The organism is Brevibacillus dissolubilis (assembly GCF_006170445.1).
In the GTDB taxonomy this organism is placed as follows: Bacteria; Bacillota; Bacilli; order Brevibacillales; family Brevibacillaceae; genus Brevibacillus_B; species Brevibacillus_B dissolubilis.
The window spans coordinates 329,599-353,159 of record NZ_VCNA01000005.1; the positions used below are offsets into that span (position 1 = coordinate 329,599).

General features: G+C 50.1%; 23 protein-coding genes, 1 tRNA gene and 1 rRNA gene. 23 read left to right on the forward strand and 2 right to left on the reverse strand.

Annotated features, from left to right (window positions below; all coding sequences use genetic code 11):
- Window positions 1-71: 71 nt before the first annotated feature.
- The 21 genes from yqfC (at window position 72) to FGI41_RS12590 (ending at window position 20,669) form a co-directional block, all read left to right on the forward strand.
- On the forward strand, window positions 72-353 hold the full coding sequence (gene yqfC, locus FGI41_RS12490; RefSeq protein WP_139490477.1) for a sporulation protein YqfC: 282 nt from the start codon (window positions 72-74) through the stop codon (window positions 351-353).
- Window positions 354-394: 41 nt separating this feature from the next.
- On the forward strand, window positions 395-1,621 hold the full coding sequence (gene yqfD / locus FGI41_RS12495; RefSeq protein WP_139490478.1) for a sporulation protein YqfD: 1,227 nt from the start codon (window positions 395-397) through the stop codon (window positions 1,619-1,621).
- 22 nt (window positions 1,622-1,643) lie between these two features.
- Entirely contained in the window at window positions 1,644-2,633 is a 990-nt protein-coding gene (locus FGI41_RS12500; RefSeq protein ID WP_139490479.1) for a PhoH family protein, read from the forward strand.
- 18 nt (window positions 2,634-2,651) lie between these two features.
- Complete coding sequence (ybeY, locus tag FGI41_RS12505) at window positions 2,652-3,131, forward strand: rRNA maturation RNase YbeY (protein ID WP_139490480.1); 480 nt, start codon at window positions 2,652-2,654, stop codon at window positions 3,129-3,131.
- 11 nt (window positions 3,132-3,142) lie between these two features.
- A complete protein-coding gene (locus FGI41_RS12510; RefSeq protein ID WP_139490481.1) occupies window positions 3,143-3,523 on the forward strand; it encodes a diacylglycerol kinase family protein in 381 nt (126 codons plus the stop codon).
- Window positions 3,524-3,537: 14 nt separating this feature from the next.
- Complete coding sequence (locus FGI41_RS12515) at window positions 3,538-4,239, forward strand: DUF502 domain-containing protein (RefSeq protein ID WP_255298444.1); 702 nt, start codon at window positions 3,538-3,540, stop codon at window positions 4,237-4,239.
- Window positions 4,236-4,634, forward strand: coding sequence for a cytidine deaminase (locus FGI41_RS12520; RefSeq protein WP_139490482.1), 399 nt, complete (start codon window positions 4,236-4,238; stop codon window positions 4,632-4,634). The genes FGI41_RS12515 and FGI41_RS12520 overlap by 4 nt, the downstream gene beginning before the upstream one ends.
- Entirely contained in the window at window positions 4,627-5,544 is a 918-nt protein-coding gene (era, locus tag FGI41_RS12525) for a GTPase Era (protein WP_139490483.1), read from the forward strand. Before FGI41_RS12520 ends, era begins: the two co-directional genes overlap by 8 nt.
- A 706-nt stretch (window positions 5,545-6,250) precedes the next feature.
- Window positions 6,251-6,403, forward strand: a complete 153-nt coding sequence (locus FGI41_RS12530; RefSeq protein WP_139490484.1) for a YqzL family protein — start codon at window positions 6,251-6,253, stop codon at window positions 6,401-6,403.
- Window positions 6,394-7,161 carry a DNA repair protein RecO gene (gene recO, locus FGI41_RS12535; protein WP_139490485.1) on the forward strand — a complete coding sequence of 256 codons (768 nt, stop codon included), beginning with the start codon at window positions 6,394-6,396 and terminating at the stop codon, window positions 7,159-7,161. Before FGI41_RS12530 ends, recO begins: the two co-directional genes overlap by 10 nt.
- Window positions 7,162-7,377: 216 nt before the next feature.
- Entirely contained in the window at window positions 7,378-8,013 is a 636-nt protein-coding gene (gene ccpN, locus FGI41_RS12540; protein ID WP_139490486.1) for a transcriptional regulator CcpN, read from the forward strand.
- Between the two features lie 12 nt (window positions 8,014-8,025).
- Window positions 8,026-8,853 (forward strand): pyruvate, water dikinase regulatory protein, encoded by an 828-nt coding sequence (locus FGI41_RS12545; protein ID WP_139490487.1) that lies wholly within the window; start codon window positions 8,026-8,028, stop codon window positions 8,851-8,853.
- Between the two features lie 212 nt (window positions 8,854-9,065).
- Window positions 9,066-10,919, forward strand: coding sequence for a DNA primase (gene dnaG, locus FGI41_RS12550; RefSeq protein WP_139490488.1), 1,854 nt, complete (start codon window positions 9,066-9,068; stop codon window positions 10,917-10,919).
- 36 nt (window positions 10,920-10,955) lie between these two features.
- On the forward strand, window positions 10,956-12,074 hold the full coding sequence (rpoD, locus tag FGI41_RS12555; protein ID WP_139490489.1) for an RNA polymerase sigma factor RpoD: 1,119 nt from the start codon (window positions 10,956-10,958) through the stop codon (window positions 12,072-12,074).
- 83 nt (window positions 12,075-12,157) lie between these two features.
- Window positions 12,158-13,255, forward strand: coding sequence for a hypothetical protein (locus FGI41_RS12560; protein WP_139490490.1), 1,098 nt, complete (start codon window positions 12,158-12,160; stop codon window positions 13,253-13,255).
- 227 nt (window positions 13,256-13,482) lie between these two features.
- Complete coding sequence (locus FGI41_RS12565; RefSeq protein ID WP_139490491.1) at window positions 13,483-14,622, forward strand: acyl-CoA dehydrogenase; 1,140 nt, start codon at window positions 13,483-13,485, stop codon at window positions 14,620-14,622.
- 112 nt (window positions 14,623-14,734) lie between these two features.
- Window positions 14,735-15,460, forward strand: coding sequence for a tRNA (adenine(22)-N(1))-methyltransferase (locus FGI41_RS12570; protein ID WP_139490492.1), 726 nt, complete (start codon window positions 14,735-14,737; stop codon window positions 15,458-15,460).
- Entirely contained in the window at window positions 15,451-16,566 is a 1,116-nt protein-coding gene (locus FGI41_RS12575) for a Nif3-like dinuclear metal center hexameric protein (RefSeq protein ID WP_139490493.1), read from the forward strand. Before FGI41_RS12570 ends, FGI41_RS12575 begins: the two co-directional genes overlap by 10 nt.
- A 20-nt stretch (window positions 16,567-16,586) precedes the next feature.
- Window positions 16,587-17,084 (forward strand): zinc ribbon domain-containing protein, encoded by a 498-nt coding sequence (locus FGI41_RS12580; RefSeq protein ID WP_139490494.1) that lies wholly within the window; start codon window positions 16,587-16,589, stop codon window positions 17,082-17,084.
- A 16-nt stretch (window positions 17,085-17,100) separates the two neighbouring features.
- Complete coding sequence (locus tag FGI41_RS12585) at window positions 17,101-19,158, forward strand: S-layer homology domain-containing protein (protein WP_139490495.1); 2,058 nt, start codon at window positions 17,101-17,103, stop codon at window positions 19,156-19,158.
- Window positions 19,155-20,669, forward strand: coding sequence for a S41 family peptidase (locus tag FGI41_RS12590; protein ID WP_139490496.1), 1,515 nt, complete (start codon window positions 19,155-19,157; stop codon window positions 20,667-20,669). Before FGI41_RS12585 ends, FGI41_RS12590 begins: the two co-directional genes overlap by 4 nt.
- A 93-nt stretch (window positions 20,670-20,762) precedes the next feature.
- On the opposite strand, the gene FGI41_RS12595 is transcribed toward FGI41_RS12590, so the two are convergent.
- Window positions 20,763-20,837 (reverse strand) — tRNA-Gln (locus FGI41_RS12595).
- Between the two features lie 127 nt (window positions 20,838-20,964).
- On the opposite strand from FGI41_RS12595, the gene FGI41_RS12600 reads away from it, so the two are divergent.
- Window positions 20,965-22,449 carry an alkaline phosphatase family protein gene (locus tag FGI41_RS12600; RefSeq protein ID WP_139490497.1) on the forward strand — a complete coding sequence of 495 codons (1,485 nt, stop codon included), beginning with the start codon at window positions 20,965-20,967 and terminating at the stop codon, window positions 22,447-22,449.
- On the opposite strand, the gene FGI41_RS12605 is transcribed toward FGI41_RS12600, so the two are convergent.
- On the reverse strand, window positions 22,409-23,095 hold the full coding sequence (locus tag FGI41_RS12605; protein ID WP_139490498.1) for an endonuclease/exonuclease/phosphatase family protein: 687 nt from the start codon (window positions 23,093-23,095) through the stop codon (window positions 22,409-22,411). The genes FGI41_RS12600 and FGI41_RS12605 overlap by 41 nt on opposite strands.
- Window positions 23,096-23,355: 260 nt before the next feature.
- On the opposite strand from FGI41_RS12605, the gene FGI41_RS12610 reads away from it, so the two are divergent.
- A 16S ribosomal RNA gene (locus FGI41_RS12610) occupies window positions 23,356-23,561 on the forward strand; the annotation flags it as partial.

Below are 23,561 nucleotides of genomic sequence, written 5' to 3' on the forward strand. Positions count from 1 at the left end.
GCTTTCTTTTTTATCCCGTCATGTTTGAAGCCCCTATCTGCATAAGGTTATAGAAGAAAGGGGGCTTACCCATGAAGCGTTGGAGCCGCCGACTGCACCGATTAGCTGTAGGCGTACTTGATCTGCCACAAGATGTGGTGTTAGAAGTCCCGCGTATCACTATGATTGGACACTTGCAAATGTACATAGAAAATCACCGAGGGGTGCTAAGCTTCAGTGAAAAAGAACTTCGCCTCTTGTTAACCAAAGGCCAGTTGATCGTCTCCGGCGAGCAATTGGTGATTCGTGCCATTTTGAAAGAAGAAGTGCTGTTAGAGGGAAGGGTTTCTGGAGTCAAATTCGTGGATCAATAACCTAAAAAGTACAGGGATGAAGGCCAAGGGGGAGACAAGAGATGCGGAATATGCTGAAGGAATGGATCGAGGGACACATCACGGTCACCATCCGGGGGAAGCGCTTCGAACGGCTGATTAATTTGGCCGTTCGTGAAGGCATCCATATTTGGAATATTGTGCGTGTACAAGAGGAGGTAGGGCGCCTTGATATTCTGATCAGCGACTACTTTCGTCTGCGTCCGCTCCTGAGGCAGACAGGCTGTCGCGCCCATGTCGAGCGGCGCGAGGGGCTGCCTTTTTGGCTGATTCGGGTCCGCAACCGGGCGGGATTTGCCATTGGGATTTTTGCGTTTTTGATTGGATTGTACATGCTCTCCTCGGTGATCTGGAAGGTCGATGTCCAGGGGACGCATATGATCTCCGAATATGAAGTGAAGCAGGCAGCCGAAAAAGTGGGACTCAAGCGCGGCGCCTTCAAGATGAATCTCAAGGAACCGATGGTCATTCAGCGCGAGATGCTGACCCATCTGCCGGAAGCCTCCTGGGTCGGAGTGGAGATCGAAGGAACCCGCGCGATCGTGCAGGTGGTGGAAAAAGAGGAGGGCGTCAAAAAACCGGCACAAGGCCCCAAAAACATTGTTGCCAGGAAGAAGGCCGTCATCCACAGTATTTTCGCCGATTCTGGGAAAACTATGGTTAAGGTCAATCAATTTGTGAACAAAGGACAGGTGCTGATCTCTGGTATCATCGGCAACGAAGAGATGCAGCGCACCTCGATGGTCTCTGCGGGAGGCAAGGTAAAAGGGGAGGTCTGGTACGTCTCCAACGTATCCGTACCGCTCAAGCAGACCCGCTACATCTACACCGGCGCTTCGGTCAACCATCAATATTTGATCGCAGGTGACTACGCCGTGCATTTGTGGCCTTTCAAAGCGGAAGTCTATAAGAAAGCAGAAACAAGCGAGCGCCGCATCCAGCCGTCCCTGTTCGGTATTACATCGCCGCTTGGATGGAAGACCGAGACGATTCACGAGATGTCCCCGCAGGTGAAGAGTGTGACCCGTGATGAGGCGACTGACACCGCCCGCAAGTTTGCCCAGCAGGATATATTGAAACGGGCGGGTAAAGATGCGACAATCAAGGAAGAAAAAGTTTTGCACGTGAAAGAAGAGAATGGTAAAGTTACCTTAAGTATTCATTATGCCGTCATCGAGGATATTGCGATGGAGCAGCCGATTGTCAACATACCTGCGCCAGACAAGCCGGATGCGACTAAATCGAATTGAACCGTAAGGAGATGGAAGCCGTTTGACAGTAAGAGAGGAAGTCACCGTCACAATCCAGTTTGCCGACGCATCAGAGGCCTTGCTGCTGTTTGGTCCTCACGATACGTACTTAAAACAGATTGAGCAAAAAACAGATGCAAGAATCATTACACGTGGTGGCGAGATTGCCATCAGCGGGGATTCAGAAGAAGTGGACCGGATCGCAGGTCTCTTCAACACGTTGCTCTCCTTAATCCGCAGAGGCATCACCTTGTCTGAGCGCGATGTGTCTTACGCGATGCAGCTCTCCAGAAAGGGAGCAGCAGAAGAACTGCTGCACCTCTACGACGAAGAGGTGGCACGCACACACCGCGGTAAATCGATCCGTGCGAAGACGCTCGGGCAACGCCATTACCTCTCGGCTATTAAGCGTAATGATATTGTGTTTGGGATCGGCCCGGCCGGTACAGGGAAGACCTATCTGGCTGTCGTGATGGCTGTCGGCGCGCTGAAAAACGGCCGCGTCAAACGCATCGTGCTTACCCGTCCCGCTGTAGAAGCAGGCGAAAACCTCGGCTTTCTGCCAGGTGACTTGCAGGAGAAGGTAGACCCTTACCTGCGTCCGCTCTATGACGCTCTCTACGATATGCTTGGCATGGAACAGGTGACCAAGATGATGGAGCGCAACCTAATTGAAGTGGCGCCGCTTGCCTATATGCGCGGACGAACCTTAGAGGATTGCTTTATCATCCTCGACGAAGCGCAGAACACCACGCCTGAACAGATGAAAATGTTCTTGACACGCCTTGGTTTTGGCTCCAAGATGGTCATTACGGGTGACGTGACACAGGTGGACCTGCCACGGGGCAAGCAGTCCGGTCTGCGCGAAGCCAACCGTATTCTCGCCAACATTCCGGATATCCAGTTTATCCACTTCCAAGAATCTGATGTTGTCCGTCACAGCCTTGTGCAGAAGATCATCAATGCTTATGCCAAGGAAGAAGGACCAAAAGACGGATCAAATACGAAATAAAAGATGAGGGACAAGACATTGCTCACCATTGAAATTTTGAACGAACAAAACGAAGCGATCAGTGACGAAGCGCTCGCCCTGATCGAGACTTCTTTGCAAGCAGCAGCCGAAGCGGAAAACGTCAAGGGCGAGGTGGTCGTCACGCTGGTGGACAATGAGCGCATCCACGAGCTCAACCGCGATTATCGCGGGGTCGACCGCCCGACCGACGTTCTTTCTTTTGCGATGAATGAAGCAGGCGAAGGGGAAATGGAAATCTTCGTCGCGGAAGAGGATTTCGATGAGTTTCCGAATATGCTCGGCGATATCATCATCTCGATTCCGAAGTGCAAGGAGCAGGCAGAGGAGTACGGTCACTCGTTTGAACGCGAGCTGGGCTTTCTCACCGTCCACGGCTTTTTGCATCTGATCGGTTATGATCACGGCACAGCCGAAGAAGAAAAAGAGATGTTTGGACTGCAAGAAGAGATCCTGCAAAAAATCGGCCTGACCAGGTAGGGGAATTTTGCTTGAAAGAATGGCAACGTTTTGTGCGAAGCGTAGGCTATGCCAGCGCGGGAATTGTACATACCTTGAAGACACAGCGAAACATGCAAATCCACGTCGTTGTTGCCATTCTTGCGCTCTTTTGCGCGTGGTGGCTCCAAATTTCGCGTGGAGATGTTTTGCTGGTCTTTTTTATTGTTACGCTGGTCATGGTGTTAGAAGTGGTGAATACTGCGATAGAAGCCGTGGTGGATCTGGTTACGGAAGAGTTCCACCCGCTCGCCAAGATTGCCAAGGACTGCGCGGCCGGTGCGGTGCTGATCGCCGCTTTTTCGTCCGTCATCATCGGACTGGCTGTTTTCGGACCGCCCCTCCTGGTAAAACTAAAAGCAATCATCGGATGAAGGAGTGACAGTCGGTGAACCTCTTCACGCGTATGCGCTCTGCCTTGTTCGTCGGCTTTATGGTGTTATTACCGTTATTTGTCACTGTGTACCTGATTTCGCTTGTGTTTGGAATCGTTGACCGATTTGTTGGCCGATGGTTCACGGAACTTTTGATTTCAACCGGACTAGCCACAGAGCATCATGGACTTGTCTGGTTTATTGGCATCCCGTTTCATGGGCGGGTACCGGTCGTCGGCATCCTGCTGGTTGTGATCATCCTGCTTTTGATCGGCGGATTGGCCCGTACTACAGTGGGACGGTATGTGTTTACCGGTGTGGAACGTGTCTTCACCTTCATTCCGGTCGCCCGCGGTGTCTATTCGACCGTGCAGCAGGTCTCCCAGGCATTTGTCCACGAAAACACTACCTTCAAACAGGTGGTGCTGATCGAATACCCGCGCAAAGGAATGTACGCTGTCGGCTTTATCACCGGTGATTCACAGGGGGACATGCTGGCCGATCAGGACAAAGAGTTTGTCAATATCTTTTTGCCCAAATCACCCAATCCTACCAATGGCTGGACGACCATCGTATCCCGCGACGAAGTCCGGTTTCTGGATATGCCGGTCGAGGAGGGACTGCGCTTCATCATCTCAGGTGGCGTCGTTCCACCCAAACAGAAGGCCCTGATCGAAACAGAAGGGCATCATGAGAAAAGAGGGTTGAAACCATGAAGGATCAAGAGTTGATTCAAAAAGCGGTTGAGGCGAGAGATCTCGCCTATGTGCCGTACTCCAAATTTCCAGTCGGAGCGGCACTTTTGAGCGCTTCGGGAAAAGTCTGGCTGGGTGGCAACATCGAAAATGCCGCTTACCCGCTATGTAATTGCGCGGAGCGAACCGCGTTGTTCAAAGCTTATTCCGAAGGCGACCGCGAATATGCCGCGATTGCTGTTGTTGCCGATACAGTCAAGCCAGTTCCGCCATGCGGTGCCTGCCGTCAAGTGATGGCTGAGCTGTGCCCGCCTAACATGAAAGTCCTGCTATCCAATCTCAACGGAGACGTCACCGAAACAACCGTAGCAGCCCTCTTACCGGGCGCTTTTACAAAGGAGGATCTTCTTGGATAAAACGAAACAAAAAGCCCCGTTCAAATCCGGCTTCGTCGCCATCGTCGGCTTGCCTAACGTAGGGAAATCGACACTGCTCAATCATATCGTGGGCCAAAAAATTGCCATCATGTCCAACAAACCACAGACGACCCGCAACAAAATCCGTGCCGTTCACACGACGGAAAAGGGTCAGGTCATCTTTATCGACACGCCTGGTATCCACAAACCAAAATCCCGTTTGGGCGACTACATGGTTAGTGCCGCTGAAACCACGCTCAACGAGGTCGATCTCGTTCTGTTCGTCATCGACGCCTCCGAAAAGCGCGGTCCAGGCGAAGAATATATCGTGGAACGTCTCAAACAGATCAAAACACCAGTCTTTTTGGTGCTTAACAAGATCGACAAAGTTCACCCGGAAGAACTGCTCCCGCTCATCGACGATTACCGCAAGCGCCTTGATTTCAAACACATCGTCCCTGTATCCGCCCTTGAAGGCAACAACACGGAGTCCCTTGTTGAATCGATCTATAATGAGATGGAAGAAGGCCCGATGTTCTACCCGGCCGACCAAGTGACAGACAACCCTGAGCGCTTCATCGTCGCAGAACTGATCCGTGAAAAAGTCCTGCACCTGACTCACGAGGAAGTACCGCACTCCATCGCAGTTACCGTCGAGGAAATGAAACGCGGCGAAAACGGCAAAACACTCTACATCTACGCAGCCATCTATGTTGAACGCGACTCGCAAAAAGGGATCCTGATCGGAAAACAAGGATCAATGCTCAAAGAAATCAGCCGCCGGGCCCGCCTCGATTGTGAGCGCCTGCTAGGAGAGAAGATCTTCATGGAGATCTGGGTCAAAGTGAAAAAAGACTGGCGTAACCAAGACCGTATGCTCCGTAACTTCGGTTATTTTGACGAGGAGTAGAGGCGGGGGGTTATACGCAGTCGTGGAGTGGGGGAAGAGCCGGGCATCGGTATCATCCCCCATTGACCATCCGGAAGGATGAAAAGACTGCCCGCTCCGAAAGGAGCATGGGGAACGGGGCAAAATGTTTCGATCCCCCGATGAGAGGGGACATCTGGGTATTTCAAGAAGTTAGACTATAGCCCCTAAAAGCGTTTCCCCATGCCCCTTTCTCCGCTGGGTGGGATGGTCAAAAGGGTCTGCTCCCAATGCCCGTCTCCTCCCCAGCCACGCTTGCGTTTGGAAGAAAGGGAATAGTTTGAAAGTATCTCAGGAAGATTACAAAAGCTTTCATTCATTCCCTCTCCCACTATCTTGGTTGGCCTAGAGAGGAGCGGCTGTTCAAGCTGTAAGCCTCTTTGAAGCCCTCCCCAGCGTAGTAAGTAAAAAGAACGTCACTGCTTCTTCGAACCTACCCAGGGGCAAACCCCTTCGTTTGATAAGCTTCTTCGAACCTTTTTGCCACGGGCTGAGTTCTTTTTACTTGCGAAGCGGACAGTCCAATCCCCCTTGTGGGGCTTCAAGAAGGCGAACAGATTGAACAGCCGCTCCTCTCGGAGCACATACCATAAAATCATTAACCATTTTTTCCATAGCATAGAACATAGGGCGAAAGAAGATTCTATATAAGGAAGTGGATTTCCGTAATAGGAAAGGATGATGCATCATGCTTCGCAACTTTTCTTGGAGTTATTTCGCTTCAACGGGTGACATCCACGCCTACCTTCTTTATCGGGAGCATCCTGAGTGCCAGAGTATGGACGAGGAGGAACTCGATGACGCCCAAATGAAATTGGGTGAATCTAACACATGCTTGTAAAATGGGAAGGTCTTGTTATCCGTAGTGTGAACTACGGTGAAAGCAGTAAAGTGGTGACACTTTACACAAGAGAACACGGCAAGGTTGGGATTATGGCTCGCGGCGCCAAAAAGCCTAAGAGTCGCCTGGCCGCCGTGTCACAACTTTTTACGCACGGCTATTACCTCTGTAAGAAGGGGGCAGGAACGGGAATGCCCGACTTGTCCCAAGGGGATATCGCCGAGTCTTTTAAAGAACTGCGTCAGGACCTGGTGAAAACAGCCTACGCTGCGTACATAGCTGAACTGCTTGACCGCCTGACCGGTGATCAAGAGCGCAATCCGTACTTGTTCGAAATGCTGCTTCTCTTATACCGCTATATTGATGAAGGCAGAGATCCCGAAATTCTCTGCCGTATTTTTGAATCTAAAATGCTGATCGTAGCCGGGATTCGCCCGCACCTGCATTCCTGTACGTCCTGCGGAGCTGAGCGTGAACCCTATGTGGTAAGCATTACGCAGGGGGGATTGCTTTGTCCGGCCTGCACCTTGACAGACCCCTATGCCGTTTCGGTGACTCCAGGCACATGGAAGCTCCTTCGCCTGTTTCAGATGTTTGATCTAGAGCGCTTGGGAGATATTGAGGTGAAGGATTCAACAAGGAATCAGCTTCGGTTTATCCTGCATCGTTTCATGGACGAGCATCTTGATTTACGGCTCAAGACCCGTTCGTTTTTGGAACAGGTGGAGCGTCTTACTCCACCCGGGCCGACTGCCTGATCATCTCGGTGATACCGCTCCTTGGTATATTCTTATGATACATATTGGCCTTCTAACGCATTTTGGCGCCACTGTCACAACCACAGAGGTGCTTTTTTGTCTGTAACCCATAATTTTTGTGTACAATCAAAACTTTTCGAGAATCATGCAGGAATATGTCAAGAAATAGAGTAATACTAGGAAATAGTAATCTCACTGAATCGGTGGTGATCCGTCATCGAACTTACCAAGCGCCAAGAGCAAATATTACAAATCGTCAAGGATGATGGTCCGATTACAGGCGAGCAGATCGCCGAACGACTTAATCTGACCCGTGCAACCCTTCGACCCGATTTGTCTATCCTCACCATGTCCGGTTTTCTGGATGCCCGCCCCCGTGTCGGTTATTTTTATGCGGGACGCCCAGCCCATTCGATGATGAGCGAGAATCTGCACAAGCTCATCGTCAATGATTACAAAGCCATGCCGATCGTCGTCCCAGAGTCCTCCTCTGTGTATGATGCGATTGTCACCCTGTTTTTGGAGGATGTGGGCACACTGTTTATCGTCAATGCCAAAGGCTTTTTAGCCGGGGTTGTATCGCGCAAGGATTTACTGCGTGCATCGCTTGGCAACCAGGCATTGGAGACGATGCCAGTCAGCATCATCATGACGCGTATGCCCAATATTGTCACCTGTACGCCAGAAGAAACCCTGTATCAAGCCGCTCAGAAGCTGATCGATTTTGCGATTGATTCTCTGCCAGTCGTACGGCCATTAGAAGAGGGGCGGAATATGGAACTGCTCGGACGGATAACCAAGACAACCATTACCAAAGCGTTTGTCGAGTTAGGCAACGATCCGACTGTTTAGGAGGAGTACTGTATGCACACAAACCAACAAGGACAGATCGTCTATGTCGTCTCGGACTCCATCGGGGAAACCGCTGAACTGGTGATCCGCGCGGTGGCCAGCCAGTTTGACCACAACCTGATCGACATTCACAAGTATCCGTACATTGAAGATAAAGATTCCATCGATGAAATCATCCAGTCCGCCAAAGAATCCAAGGCGCTGATCGTCTTCACACTGGTTATCCCTGAACTCAAAACATACATACTCGAGCGCGCTGCCAAAGCCAACGTTCCAATCGTCGACGTGATGAGCCCGCTGTTATCCACCCTGCAAAACATCTTCAAGGTGGAGCCACGCGGCAAACCGGGACTGGTGCGCCGTCTGGACGAAGAGTATTTCCGCAAAGTAGACGCCATCGAGTTCGCGGTCAAATACGACGATGGACGTGACCCGCGAGGTCTGTTGCGCGCCGACGTGGTTCTCATCGGTGTATCGCGTACCAGCAAAACTCCGCTGTCCATGTACCTCGCCAACAAACGTCTCAAGGTTGCCAACGTGCCTCTCGTACCGGAAGTGGAGCCACCGGAAGAATTGTTCCTGCTCCCACCGGAAAAATGCATCGGTCTGACCATCAATCCAGAACAGCTCAACGGAATCCGCACCGAACGCCTCAAAGCACTCGGTCTCACCGCTCAAGCCAACTACGCGACCATTGATCGAATCAATCTGGAGCTGCAACATTCCAAGGCCATCATGGAGCGCCTCGGCTGTCCGGTGATTGATGTCTCCAACAAAGCCGTCGAAGAGACAGCCAACATCATTCTGGAGATCATCAAACGCAACAAACAGAAAAAATAACGCTGTAAAGCGAAAAGAAGGGTTTTTCCCAGCATTTGTCGAAATAAGAGTTGTGGAATTATGCATCTGTTTCGATAAAAGCAAGTTTATAAGAACCCTATCTGTGGAACAGTAAAAGAAGAACCTTGAAAAGCAGGCAAAGAAGAAGAAGGATTTTGCCGAACTTTGACGAATTTAATATCCTCTGTCATGAGAAAAAAGGTGGAACATGTATGGCCAGTCCCACTTCAACAGAAGTTGTAAATCAAGTTCGGGCGGCGGTTGACATCGTGGACATCGTCGGAGAATACGTGCAACTGCGGAAGAGTGGGCGTGCCTTGGTGGGGCTATGCCCATTCCATTCAGAAAAAACCCCATCTTTTAATGTCAACGCTGATCGGCAATTCTTCCACTGCTTCGGGTGTGGAGCAGGGGGAGACGTGTTCTCTTTTGTGATGCAGATTGAACAGCTCACGTTTCCGGAAACTTTAACCAAGCTGGCCGACCGTGCGGGGATCGCCTTGCCGAGCTTCAGTCGCGACGAAGAGGACACACCTGAACGCAGGGGCAAAAAGTTGATGTATGAAGGCCACAATTTCGTGGCGAAACTATATCATCACGTCTTGACAAACACACCATATGGTGCTCAAGCTATGCAGTACTTAGAAAAGCGGGGCATCACGCGCCAATCCATCGATGAGTTTCAGATCGGCTTTGCCCCGGATTCGTGGGATTTCACGAAGTCGTTTCTGGAAAAGCGGGGATACCCTCTTCAACTGATGGTGGAGGCTGGGATTTTGGCGCAAAGCGAGAACGGGCGGATTTATGACCGCTTCCGTGGGCGTGTGATCTTTCCGATCCATGATTCACAGGGAGACGTGATTGGTTTTGGTGGACGCTCACTCGACGGCTCGAACCCGAAGTATCTCAACAGTCCAGAGAGTCCGTTGTTTAACAAGAGCCGGACCATCTTCAACCTTCACCGCGCCCGTCAAGTCATCCGCAAGCGGAATCAGGCCATCCTGTTTGAAGGCTACGCCGACGTCATTGCTGCTTGGCAGGCAGGCTTTCATCAGGGAATTGCCACGCTTGGCACCGCATTTACCGAGATGCACGCACAGATCATCAGACGGAATGCGGAACAGGTGGTTCTTTGTTATGACGGGGACTTCGCCGGGCAGGAAGCGACTGCCAAGGCGATCGAGATCTTGCAAAAAGCGGGCTGTACGGTTCGCATTGCCCCCTTGCCGCAGGGGATCGACCCCGATGATTATATCCGCCAGCATGGAGCGGAGAAATTTTCACAGCAGGTCTTACTGCAAGCGATGCCCATCACCGCATTTCGTCTCCAGCATTTGCGTGGCAAGATCGCGATTCGTGATGAGCAGGATACGGCACGCTATGTAGACGAGGCTCTTAAAGTGATCAGCACCCTGCCCAATGCCATTGAGCGGGATATGTACCTGCGCGAGCTGGCCGATGAATTTGACCTCTCTCTTGATGCACTTAAGATCGAACAGAGAAAAGTGTACAAGCAACAAAAAAGTCAAGAGCAGAGGGATAAAGTAACGCCAGTGAGGAATAATAGTATAAATAATGGCATGTTTGCGGGTACAAAACAATTGGCTCCCGCCCATCTGAATGCAGAGCGCATGCTTCTGTATTACATGATGCGGAGTCGGGATGTGGCAGAGCGTGTACAGATCGGTTGCAATGCCAGTTTTATCGTGGATGACCATGAGGTGCTGGCGGCCCATTTGTACGCCTATTATGCAGAAGGAAATCCGGAAGACGCCGGGACCTTCATTCATTATCTGGAAGATGAAAAGTGTAAGCAATTAGCCTCGGGATTGGCCATGATGGAGTACAAAGAGGACGTATCCGATAAGGAAATCGAAGACTACATCAGACAAGTGAATAACTACCCAACACGCATGGAACTTGAGCGACTTCGCGAAGACCAACGGAATCTCAATTTACAGGCGCAGCACACGGATGATGAGAGCGAGCGGATGCAACTTCTCATAGCGGCCGCGCAGGTAGGGATGAAGATTCATGAATTGGAAAATGCTTTAAAAGAAGGGTAGGCATCCTAAACATTCCCGGGGAAGGAGGGAAAGTAGATGAACAAGCAAAACATCACTTCAGACATGGAATCAGCATCAGTCGAACAAGTAAAGGAACAACTCGTGGAGTTAGGCAAGAAGCGTGGCATGCTCACCTACAAGGAGATCGTGGAGCGCCTGTCCGGCTTCGATCAGGATTCGGATCAAATGGATGAGTTCTTCGAATTCTTAGGGGATCAGGGTATCGATGTTTCGAACGAAAACGAAGAAGACGTCGATGAAATGATGCTCAAAGAAGAGGATAACGAAGAATTTGATTTCGACGATCTTTCCGTGCCTCCTGGAATCAAAATCAATGACCCTGTACGGATGTACTTAAAGGAGATCGGCCGGGTTCCACTGCTTTCCGCAGAAGAGGAGATCAAGCTTGCTCAACGGATCGAACAAGGAGACGAAGAAGCAAAGCGCCGTCTTGCTGAAGCCAACCTGCGTCTCGTCGTAAGTATCGCGAAACGCTACGTAGGCCGCGGAATGCTCTTCCTCGACCTGATTCAAGAAGGAAATATGGGCTTGATTAAAGCCGTTGAAAAATTTGACTACCGTAAAGGATACAAATTCTCCACATACGCTACCTGGTGGATTCGCCAAGCGATTACCCGTGCGATTGCCGACCAAGCGCGTACGATCCGTATCCCGGTTCACATGGTAGAGACCATCAACAAACTCATCCGCGTGTCCCGTCAGCTTCTGCAGGAGCTTGGCCGTGAGCCAGCACCGGAAGAGATCGCAGAAAAGATGGATTTGACACCGGAGAAAGTTCGCGAGATTATGAAAATTGCCCAAGAGCCAGTTTCCTTGGAAACTCCAATCGGGGAAGAGGACGATTCGCATCTGGGTGACTTCATCGAGGACCAAGAAGCATTGGCTCCATCTGATGCAGCAGCGTACGAACTCCTCAAGGAACAGCTTGAAGACGTACTTGACACCTTGACTGACCGTGAAGAGAACGTTCTTCGTCTGCGCTTCGGTCTAGATGATGGCCGTACCCGCACGTTGGAAGAGGTAGGTAAGGTATTTGGTGTTACCCGTGAGCGGATTCGTCAAATTGAGGCGAAGGCCCTACGAAAATTACGCCATCCTTCCCGCTCAAAACGCTTAAAAGATTTCCTTGAATAGCCGATAACGTAATAGACTGCCTACGTATGCTTCACTGCAGCGTAGGCTTTTCTTTTGTTCGCTTTCGAAAGGGGAAGTGTTGCGTGGACGACCAACGCAGGAAAGTTATTGTATCGGAGATTCAAAACTGGCGGAAGAACCATCTGCTGCCTGAACATTATTGCATCTTCCTGTTAAATCTATACACCGAGGGAGAAAGTCCCGCACCTGAAGAGAAGCCGTCACAAGCATTAAGCAGCAGACCGTCTAAGCCTAAGCGGGGATTTTTCGAGAGGGCGTTCCGTCCAGAACCACAAGCCCAAACGATTCCAGATGCCGGTCCGGGAAGGGGAGGACCAGCGAGATCTAACGGGGGAGCCTACAGCAGCCGGGCAGAGGAGGTTGACGCAGCAGATTATGTCGCAGCGAGCGGTGGAAGCGGTAATGGTAGCGGTAAAACCATCAGCAACTACGCGCCGGCCGGAAATGCTTACACAATCCCAACTCACCAGGCTATGACCAATCCGATTACGGGTAAAATGATACTGGGTTGGCTAATTGGAGCCTCTGTGATTGCTGCCCTGATCTTGCTTGCTTTTCATTTTAACGGTTTTAGTACCCTAATGCAAATTACCATTTTTACATCTATTGTGTTCTTCTTCTATATAATGGCATTCTTTTTCAAGCGTCGTGCTCCAGTCTTAAGCCATGTTTCGCTGGCTGTAGTAAGCTTGTTGCTCGTTGCAGGCGGGTTCTTCTTCATGGACAAATTGCTCTTGCCTGATACGGCACTGCTGGTCTATCTCGGTATCCTTTGCCTGTTCTGGTGTGTCAACGGTCTGATGTTCGGCTATGGCTACCTGCTTTATTGCGGGATCATCGGACTTGGGATGCTGTACGCCACGCTGATGATCAAACGGATCGAATTCGACTACACATGGTGGAGAGCCGAGCTGTATTGGGTGCCGCTCGCTGCATTGATGGTCGGCCTTGGCTTTTTGCTCAACCGCCGCAACACCCAGCTGGCAGGCGTCTTTGCCTTCTGCGGGGTCGCTTACTTTTTCGGAGCAGAGCTAGCTTCGCTCTATATCGAACAGGCTCCGAGTGACATCATTCAGCTCTTACTTTTTATCAAGGTTTTCATGGTCTCGATTCTGTTTTTCTTCACGCGCGGATATTGGTTTCACTGGCTTCGTCTCTAATGGCGAAGCTTTTTTCATTGGATTCGAAAAAATAAAGTACACAAATGATCAAAAAATTGTGTATAATAGTGTCAGAGCCAAACTGAGCAAACGCTCAGTCGGAAAAATAAGCATTTATTAATTTCCGTTTCTTACAGCATTGCCCTGACAACATAGACGAAACGGCTGGCACAGCCAATTTAGTAAGCGTTTTCAACCTAAGATAACCATGAAGGGAAGGATACAGAATGAATTTTGACCTGAATCAAGAACAGACCATGCTGAAAAAAATGATCCGTGAGTTTGCTGATGAGGTAGTAGCACCAGAAGCAGACGAGCGCGACCGTACCAAGCAATTCCCAACCGATATTTTTAAACAAATGGCGGAGCTGGAGCTATTGGGCCTGCCATTCCCTGAGCAATACGGTGGTGCCGGCGGTGACTATATCAGCTTCGCGATGGTGGTAGAAGAGCTGAGCCGTGCTTGTGCATCTACCGGGATCACCTACTCTGCACACATCTCTCTGGGGGGCGCACCGCTGAATCTTTTCGGTACCGAGGAGCAAAAGCTGCAATACCTGAGCAAAGTCTGTTCTGGTGAAAGCTTTGGAGCATTCGGTCTGACTGAGCCTAACGCAGGTTCTGACGCAGGCGGCACCCGCACGACAGCTGTCCGCGAAGGTGATGAGTGGGTCATCAACGGCTCCAAATGCTTTATCACCAATGCTTCCCATGCCAAATTCCTCGCGCTGACTGCGGTTACCGACAAGGAAAAAGGCTCCCGTGGAATCACAGCCTTCATCGTTCCAACAGATGCTCCAGGCTTCACTGTAATCGACAACTACGAAAAGCTGGGTCTGCATTCCTCCAACACCACGGAGCTGGTGATCGACAACGTACGTGTACCGCACGAAAACATCCTTGGTAAAGAGGGCGAGGGCTTCAGGCAATTCCTCATCACACTTGACGGTGGCCGTATCGGGATCGCAGCTATGGGCGTAGGTCTCGCACAGGCGGCTCTCGACAAAGCACTCCAATATGCTAATGAGCGCGTAGCTTTTGGTCAAAACATCTCCAAATTCCAAGCGATCCAATTCAAGCTCGCTGACATGGCGATGCAGATTGAACTGGCACGTAACATGGTGATGAAAGCAGCATGGCTCAAAGACAATGGCCGCAAATTCACCAAAGAAGCAGCGATGGCAAAACTCTACGCTTCTGAAGTGGCAATGGCTGCGACCCACCAAGCAATCCAAATCCACGGTGGTTACGGCTACATGAAAGAATACCAAGTCGAGCGTTTCTTCCGTGACGCCCGCCTGCTTGAGATCGGCGAAGGTACCTCTGAGGTTCTCCGCATGGTTATCGCGCGAGAAATCGGCTGCTAATCCACACATACACCTATTTTTTAAGGCTATCGGTCGAGAACCGGTAGCCTTTCGTTTTCCCTCCGAGAACCAGCTATGGTAAAATAGCCTTGATACGGAGGGAAATACGACCATGACATCATCTATTTTGATTTCGCAACGACTCAAAACCATTGCCGAGTACGTACCGGCAGACTCCCGCGTGGCTGATATCGGTTCAGACCATGCGCTTCTGGCCTCTTACTTACTCGTAAACCATATCGCCAGCTTCGTGATCGCCGGTGAGCTCAACGAAGGCCCATACCAAGCCGCGCTTCGCCAACTGGCTACTCTGCAGGCAGCCAAAGACCGCTCATCTGTGCGCAAAGGAAACGGGCTCGCCGTGCTTACGCCGGGTGAAACCGATGTGATCTGTATCGCAGGCATGGGAGGTCAACTGATTGCCTCGATTCTTGACGCAGGTCTTGATAAGCTCGGTGGAGTAAGCCGCCTGATCCTGCAGCCCAACGTAGGAGAAGAAGTCGTCCGCCGTTGGTTCATCCAGCATGGCTGGCAACTGATTGACGAGACCATCCTCGAAGAAGACGGCATCATCTACGAAATCCTCGTCGCCGAACCGGGTGAACCGCTTACCCCTTACCAGGACCAAGACCGCACCCCGGACGAATTACTCGCAATCGGACCGTTCCTCTGGACGAAAAAACAGCCCGTCATGCGTCAAAAATGGGAACACGAACTGGAAAAATGGGAAAAAATCCTAACCCAGATGGAGAAGTCCGACAAACCGGAAACCCAAGAGCGTAAAGAAGAAATCAAAACCCAGATGAACTGGATCAAAGGAGTGCTCGCATGCTTATAAACGGCCAAACCGTCATTCAATACGTGGAGCAATTGGCTCCCAAAAGCTATGCTTATGAAGGCGATAAAATCGGTTTACATTTAGGTACGTTACAGAAAAAAGTGAAAAAGGTAATGATAGCCTTGGATGTGCTGGAAAATGTAGTAGACGAGGCAATCGCAGAGGGTGTAGACTTAATAATTGCTCACCATGCGATTATTTTTCGTCCACTTAAACATTTACGCACTGACTTATCAGCAGGCCGCCTGTATGAAAAATTAATCAAGCATGATATCGCCGTCTACACGGCCCACACCAATCTGGATGTGGCCCAAGGCGGCATCAATGACTGGTTGGCTGAGGCTGTCGGTCTGATCGATACAGATGTACTCGATGTCACCTATACAGACCCGCTCAAAAAGCTGGTTGTGTTCGTACCAGAGACCCACAAGGATGCTGTCTATCAAGCCATCACCGACCAAGGTGCTGGTTGTATCGGCAACTACAGCCATTGCTCCTTCCAAATCTCTGGTACCGGGACGTTTCTCCCAGAAGAAGGCACGAAGCCTTTTATCGGAGAGACAGGCAAGATTGAGCAGGTGCAAGAGGTCCGCATCGAGACCGTGATCCCGGCTTCCAAGCAGAATGCTGTGATCAAAGCGATGAAGGCTGCCCACCCGTATGAAGAGGTCGCCTATGACGTTTACCCGTTGGAAATACAGGGAAAAGGTCTGGGAATCGGCCGCATCGGCAAGCTGCCCAATCCAATGACCCTGCGAGAACTGGCTCTTTTGGTGAAAGAACGCTTTGACCTGACAGGGTTAAGAGTCGTAGGTCCCTTGGATCAGGTGATCAAAAAAGTAGCAGTGGTAGGCGGGGACGGTAACTCGTTCCTCGGCAAAGCCTCCTTCCGTGGGGCGGATGTCCTGATTACCGGGGATATCTACTATCACAATGCTCACGATGCTCAAGCAGATGGTCTCAACATCATCGACGCCGGTCACAACATCGAGAAAATCATGAAAACCAAGCTGGCTGAGTATTTGCGCACCCGTTTTGCAGAGAACGGCTACAGCACCGAAGTGATTGCCTCAGGTGTACATACCGATCCGTTCCAATTCTTATAAAAACGAAGGGGGATACTGGCATGTCATCTGTCAAACAACTTCTTCGCTGGCACCAAACCAAAGAGTCCATTATCCGTGAGCAACAAAAGCTGGCTGAGTTAAAGCGAAAAGAAGCCATTCACACGGACAAAATCAATGCGATCCAGGAGAAGCTTAACCAGTTGGCTTCTCCTGCCAATCAAGAAGAAGAGATCCAGAAGCTCTTAACGGAACAGGAGCTGTGGATGGCTAACAAAGAGCTGGAACGCTTTTTGGCAGACCATCAGGATACCTTTTTCACGATTGAAACCACCATCTCACAGAAGCAATACGACGTGATGGAGCTTCAACAATCACTCGATCCCGACCTGCTTGCTGACTACAACCGATTAGCTGAAAACAAAAAGAATCCCATCGTTGAAGTGAAAAACAAGTCCTGCATGGGCTGTTTCATGCCTCTATCGCTCTCCAAAATCAGCGAATGGCGCCGTGCCAAAGAGGTCGTGTACTGCGACGAATGTGGAAGAATCCTCGTCTAGGGAGGCATATCGTACTGTGCAAAACAAGAACAAATGGCTTGGACTGCTGCTGACTGGCTCACTGCTTTTACCGTCCGCTGCCATGGCGGCAGAAAAAGAGGAGACCAAAGAAGAACTTCCGTTTACCGACATTAAAAATCACTGGGCAAAAGACGCGATCATCAAAGCTTATGAGGATGGCCTGCTCTCCGGTTCCGGCAAAGAAGGAAGCATGAAATTCAACCCGGATAAAACGATGAGCCGCGCTGAATTCTTCGTCCTGTTTGACCGTCTCGTAAGCTATGAGGCTCATGAGATCAGAAACTTCGCTGCATCCCCTGGTTATTTCGAGGAGGATTACACGGAGCGCTTTGATGAACCATACCTTCCGTACACCGACGTTGACCGCCTGACGTGGATGTATGAACCGATTTTAGATACTCATGTCCTGTTTGAGCGTCTCTATGGACCGGGAGCCCTGCAACAGGTTTTCCCCGGCAAAATCATGAAGCCTAACGAACCAATCACCCGTGAAGAGGTGGCAGGTCTTCTTCAAGCTTTTGCCGTTACCCGTGGACAAAAATCCGCATGGGATATCTCACAGAACTGGAAATGGTTTGGCGGTGAGCCAAAAGCCAAGCTCAAACGCGCCGAGATCGCTGTGATCCTCGAACGCATTCAGAATTTCCTCGAAGACCGTCCAATGTTTACATTGTTTGATTTCGAAGGCTACGATTTCCCGGTGACACCATTTGTCGATGATTCTAAGGTAACGTTTGGTGACTACGAGAAGCCGACGGAAAAAGAACAGGAATACCTCGACCTGATCAAGCGGATTCAAGACGAAGGCGACGATTATGACTATTACGAAGCTTACGATGAACTGCAAAAAGTCGGGCCGACATTGCCGAATCAGGCAGGTGTCCATTATTTCATGAGCTGGTATGATGAAATCAGTTATGCTGAGGCGTTAGAGCATTCCAGCCTGGCCCTTCGTAAATACACCGAGAGCGGACGCGACAAGACCGACGAGATTACCATTTTAATCAACGGCTATTACCAAAATGCCGTCTACGCCCAAGATGTGATTCCAGACAGCATCAAACAAGCTCACTACGAAATCAGCGAGTTTGCACAGAAGTTTGCAGCCGATTCTGAACAGCGCAAAGCGCTTGACTACTACATCGCTTGTCTGAAAGCAGAAATGGGACAGACCGATGAGGCGATCAAGCTGTTCAGCTCGATGCAGGATAATGATGAAGCCCTCACCAACGCCACCTATTATCTAATCCAAAAAGGCAACATCGACGGAGCCAAAAAACTCGTCGAAGGCGCTAAAGAAAGCACGATGACCAAGCTGCTTGCCAACGAGCTGGCTGTCATGGAAGAGCAGAAAGCGCTCGCCGAAGAAGTGGACAAGGCCTGGGAGAATTTGAAGAAAGAATCCTACATCATGGACAACAACCAAAATACCAATGATGTGATGATCAAAGTCCGCTACGAGGTTGATCCTAAAAATCAAGTCTCACATGCGAACGGTATTGTTCAGCGTCCAAGCTCCTTGGTATTAGACAAGTTTGAAGTGTACCGAGACGACAAGACCGATACCCGCTTCAGCAGCTATGCAACCATGGACCACGTATGGCACAAAGAAAAACAAGATTCCAAAACGGTTACAGCTGTAGCGGATTGGGCGATGAAAAAGACAACCAAAGAGCGCCAAGAACTCTTGAAGTCTTATCTGGTGAAGCAATCGTTTGGCAAATACGATATCATCACCGAGGTCATCCCGGCCGAAAACCTGAGTAAAGCAAGTGAAGACCTTACACTCGAGGGCGGTAAGATCAGCAGTATCGATCCGATCATCAATAAGTACTACATCGACCGTGAATCAGGCAAGCTCATCCGCGATGTCTGGTTAGTGAACGAATACTATAAAGAGTTAGATTCCTCCGACGATGAGGAGCTTTACTATTATTCGTCCTACGCTCCGTCTTACAGCGCCTTTGGCAGTTCCGACTACTCCGGCTTCGGCAAAGTCCCAGCCCTCAGCATTCCTGAATCTGTAACGAAAGAGGCGGTGGAAGCAGAATGAAAAAAGCTAAAGGCCTCAGCCTCGCTCTGACCCTGCTCTTGCTTAACCCAACCAATCCAGTCTATGCAGCACCGAATGACGAAGACGAGTTGCCGCTCTATGAAGTGTTTGAGATTTATTATCTTTTGCAGGAGAATCATCTGAGCAAACCGTCTGAAAAACAGCTCGTCCAGGGCGCTCTCACCGGAGTTAGCGCCAAGGTAAAAGAGGTCAAGAATGTCACACTGGAAGTTCCAGAGACTGACGACACCCTCGAGGAGTTGTCAAATCGTCTGACAGAATGGAAGGAAGCACAGAAACTTGACTATAAAAAGATGGGTACCTGGGCGGTTGACGGAATGGTCAAGACACTCAACGACCCGTTCACCGACTATTACGATAACCGCGACATCAAGCAATTCCAGAACGCCATAGACGATGAGTATGTCGGCTTCGGGATCCGTTTCCGTCTCTACGACGGCAATATCATGGTCAAAGAAATCGTTGATAAATCACCAGCGTCAAGAGCAGACATCAAGCCGGGTGATTACCTGATGAATGCCGACGGCGAGAGCATGATGGGCAAGACCTTGGAAGAGGCATACGAGTATCTGGCTGGAACCATCGGCACCTCGTCCACTCTGACGATGTACCGCCCATCTACCAAGCAGATCAAAAAACTGACCATGACCCGCATGCCACTCGAGGTCCGTGAAGCTACCGGCGCACGTTTTGTAGGCAGCAACATCGGCTATATCAAGCTCGATACGTTCGGGGACGATGCAGGCCAACAGTTCATGGAAGAGATGAACAAGCTTGAGCAAAGCAAACAACCGATCAAGGGTCTTGTCGTCGACCTGCGTGACAACGGTGGTGGCTACCTGCATGCCGCTTATGATATCGCCAGCCTTTTCATGGAAGACGGTCTGCTCATGTACACCACCGACCGCAACAAGGTAGAGGTGGAGACTTGGATTCACAATGGCCGTCCGGTCAATTATCCGGTCCGCATCCTTGTTAATGAAGGAACAGCGTCCGCTTCCGAGCTTCTCTCTGGTGCGCTTCTGGATAACGGCATTGCCAAGCTGGTGGGAAGCCACACCTACGGCAAGGGAATTGCCCAAGTGACCATCCCGGCAGGCTCAGGTGGACTCAAGATTACCGTGAATCAATATTTCACACCAAAACACATCGTCGTACAAAAAGTAGGTCTCGAACCGGAAATCAAAGCAGCCGACGACGTAGCCCAAGTCATCCGCGCCCTGTCCTCGCTTGGTACCAAACAATATACCATCAGCCAAGCCGTCATCGATGAAGTGACGATCAACGGAGTGAAGTTCCCCCTCATCGAACCGCTGTTCAAGAGCGACGCCAAAGGCATCTATATCCGTACAGCCACGCTCGCCACACTCAGCGGCAAGTCCGATGAGAAGCTCACAGGCTACACCTTGCTCACCAAGACCAATACCCCGGCCAATGTGACCGTAACCAAGGTGAAAAACACATATACCCTGACCTATAAACAACAATAGGTGAACGGCAAAAAAGTCTCTATTCTCACGCACACGAGAATGGAGACTTTTTTATTGGGGGAATCGCATCTTTGGTTACAGTTTCAAGGCACATGGCTGGGGTACTAGGATTCGAACCTAGGCATGACGGAGTCAAAGTCCGTTGCCTTACCGCTTGGCTATACCCCAATGACTGCTACATCCATAGTATCGCCAAAAAGTACTAATCTATACACAAGCATAGAACGATTTTTGCAAGCTAACACTAACATCACTAACCCGATCGAAAAATCCCTCAAAAAAGGAAGGACGGGACATGAAAAAAGTACTCCTATTCCTTGTAGATTCCATGATGCCCAAAATCCTTGACCAATGTATCACCCAAGGGAAAGCCCCGGCCTTTCAATTCTTAATCGAAAAAGGTCAGTACATAAATGATTGCGTCACCGTTTTTCCGACCATGACGGCTTCCATCGATTGTTCCTTAATCACGGGCGTCTATCCCGACGAACACAAAGTCCCCGGTCTTGTCTGGTACGACCCGTCCACTAAAAAAATCATCAACTACATCAACGGCGCTTTTCCTGTCTACAGCCTCGGTCTGGACCACTGCGGCAAAAACGTCTTGTTCGACTTAAATGAACGACACATGAGCAAAGATGTCAAAACCATTCATGAAGAGCTGGAGGAGCGGGGATATACTTCCGGTTCGATTAATGTGATTGCACACCGCGGCCACAAAAAGCACGAAACCAAGATACCATTCCTGCTCGATGCAGCCACCCGCTTCCGCCTCAAGGAAAAAGTGAGCGGCCCCACGATCCTCAGCATGGGAACCCTCATCAAACCAGAGATTTTTCGTCCGATCAACTGGAACTGGTCACAAAGCATCGTATCCTCCTATGGACTCAATGACGCCTACGCAATCGATGTCCTCATCGAAGTGATCAAAAGCGGACAACAGCCGGATTTCACCCTGATCTATCTCCCAGACAACGACCACAAGCTTCACCGCAGCCCATCAAAGGCCGTAGATCACCTGAGTCAGGTGGACAAGGAAGTGGCGCGTTTCCTTGATAGCTATGATTCTTGGGACGAAGCGATCGAGAAAAACGTCTGCATTTTCGTCAGCGACCATGGTCAGACCATCATCGGTACATCCAAAGAACACAACATCTATCTCGACAAGCTGTTAGCATCGTTAAAAATTCATAAGTTCGCCAGCACCCCAGGACCCGACGACGAAATCGTTATCTGCAACAACGAGCGGATGTGCTTCATCTACCCATTGCACCCGGAAGTCCAACCTAAGCTGATCGATCTCCTGGTACAAGAACCCAACATCGAAGTGATCGCCTGGAAAGAAGAAGAGTGGGTTAACGTACGAAGAGGCGGCAGTCCGACCAAGCTTTCCTTTAAAAAAGAAGGGCCGTTCGTCGATATCTATCAAACCAATTGGAGCATTGAAGGGGACTTCAGCATTCTCGACCTCCAACAACAACCCGACGGTACCATCTATTACGACGACTATCCGGATGCGATGGCCCGCCTATATGGTGCACTGTTTGCCCAAGAGATCCCTGTCGTAGCCGTCTCAGCCACACCCAGCTACGAATTCGTCTCGGAATGCTCGCCTCAGCATTTGGGCGGGGGAAGCCACGGTTCCTTGCATAAGATCGATTCGATCGTCCCTCTGATCATGGCCGGAAGCGACCTGCAAGTCCCAAAACCAGCGCGTCTCGTTGACCTGAAAGCCTTTATTATGGAAAAGCTCCTGCTTCCCGATCCACTCCCAGTGTAGCGATAATCGGAAAATGATCCGACCATCTCGCATCCGAAACCTCATAGTCAAGCACCGATACATCAGCGGAGACATAAATAAAATCAACGCGTTTTTTCATTAAGATCATCGTAGGGAGCGTTTGTCGCTCCTTTTCTTTTGCGCAATCCTGCAAATATCCACCAAGCCTCGGCTGTGTCGTGTTAAAATCTCCAGTCAGTATGAAAGGCCGATCACTTTTCCGCTGATGGATTTCCCTTGTGAGTGTGGCCAGTTGCCGGTTCCGGTCTTCCCGCCCTAAGCTCAGATGTGTATTCCAGACCTCAAGTTCTCTGCCGTTCCAATTAAGCAGTACTTTCAACACACTTCGAGGCTCCCCGTCAGATGGCAAAGAGTTGACTGTACGCTCCAAAATCGGCAGTCGTGTCAGAATCGCATTTCCGTAAGCACCATCACTAACCCGTAATGCAGGACCAAATACTCCATTACATCCCAGCCATTGCAGCAGCTGATCCAGCTGATAACCGCGTCTGCTGTTTTGGTGCACCTCCTGCAGAGCGATCACATCAGCTCCGAGAGAGACAACTGTTTCTGCAATTTGTTCTAACCGTTGGCGGAACAGAATGTCTTTTCCGCTATGGATGTTGTAGCTGACTACCCGTAGCATGCGAGACGCTCCTTTTGTCGTTTTTTCGGATATTGTTATTTGGGTGTAGCCATGATATTATGATGTCGCCCTGTCAAAATGCCTAAGAAACAGGAGCAATATTATCCTAAAAAGTTGCTCTTGAATTCATTTTTGACATATGCTATATTAATAAACGTCGCTGTTACGAAAGCGACAGATTTAGTTCCTTGAAAACCAGATAGAATCAAGCTTTAAGCTTAATCTCAATTTTTATGTTTTGACCTAGATCAACTTCAACTTTATTGGAGAGTTTGATCCTGGCTCAGGACGAACGCTGGCGGCGTGCCTAATACATGCAAGTCGAGCGAGGGTCTTTAAGACCCTAGCGGCGGACGGGTGAGTAACACGTAGGCAACCTGCCCGTAAGACCGGGATAACATAGGGAAACTTATGCTAATACCGGATAGGGCGTTCTCTCGCATGAGAGAATGCGGAAAGGTGGCGC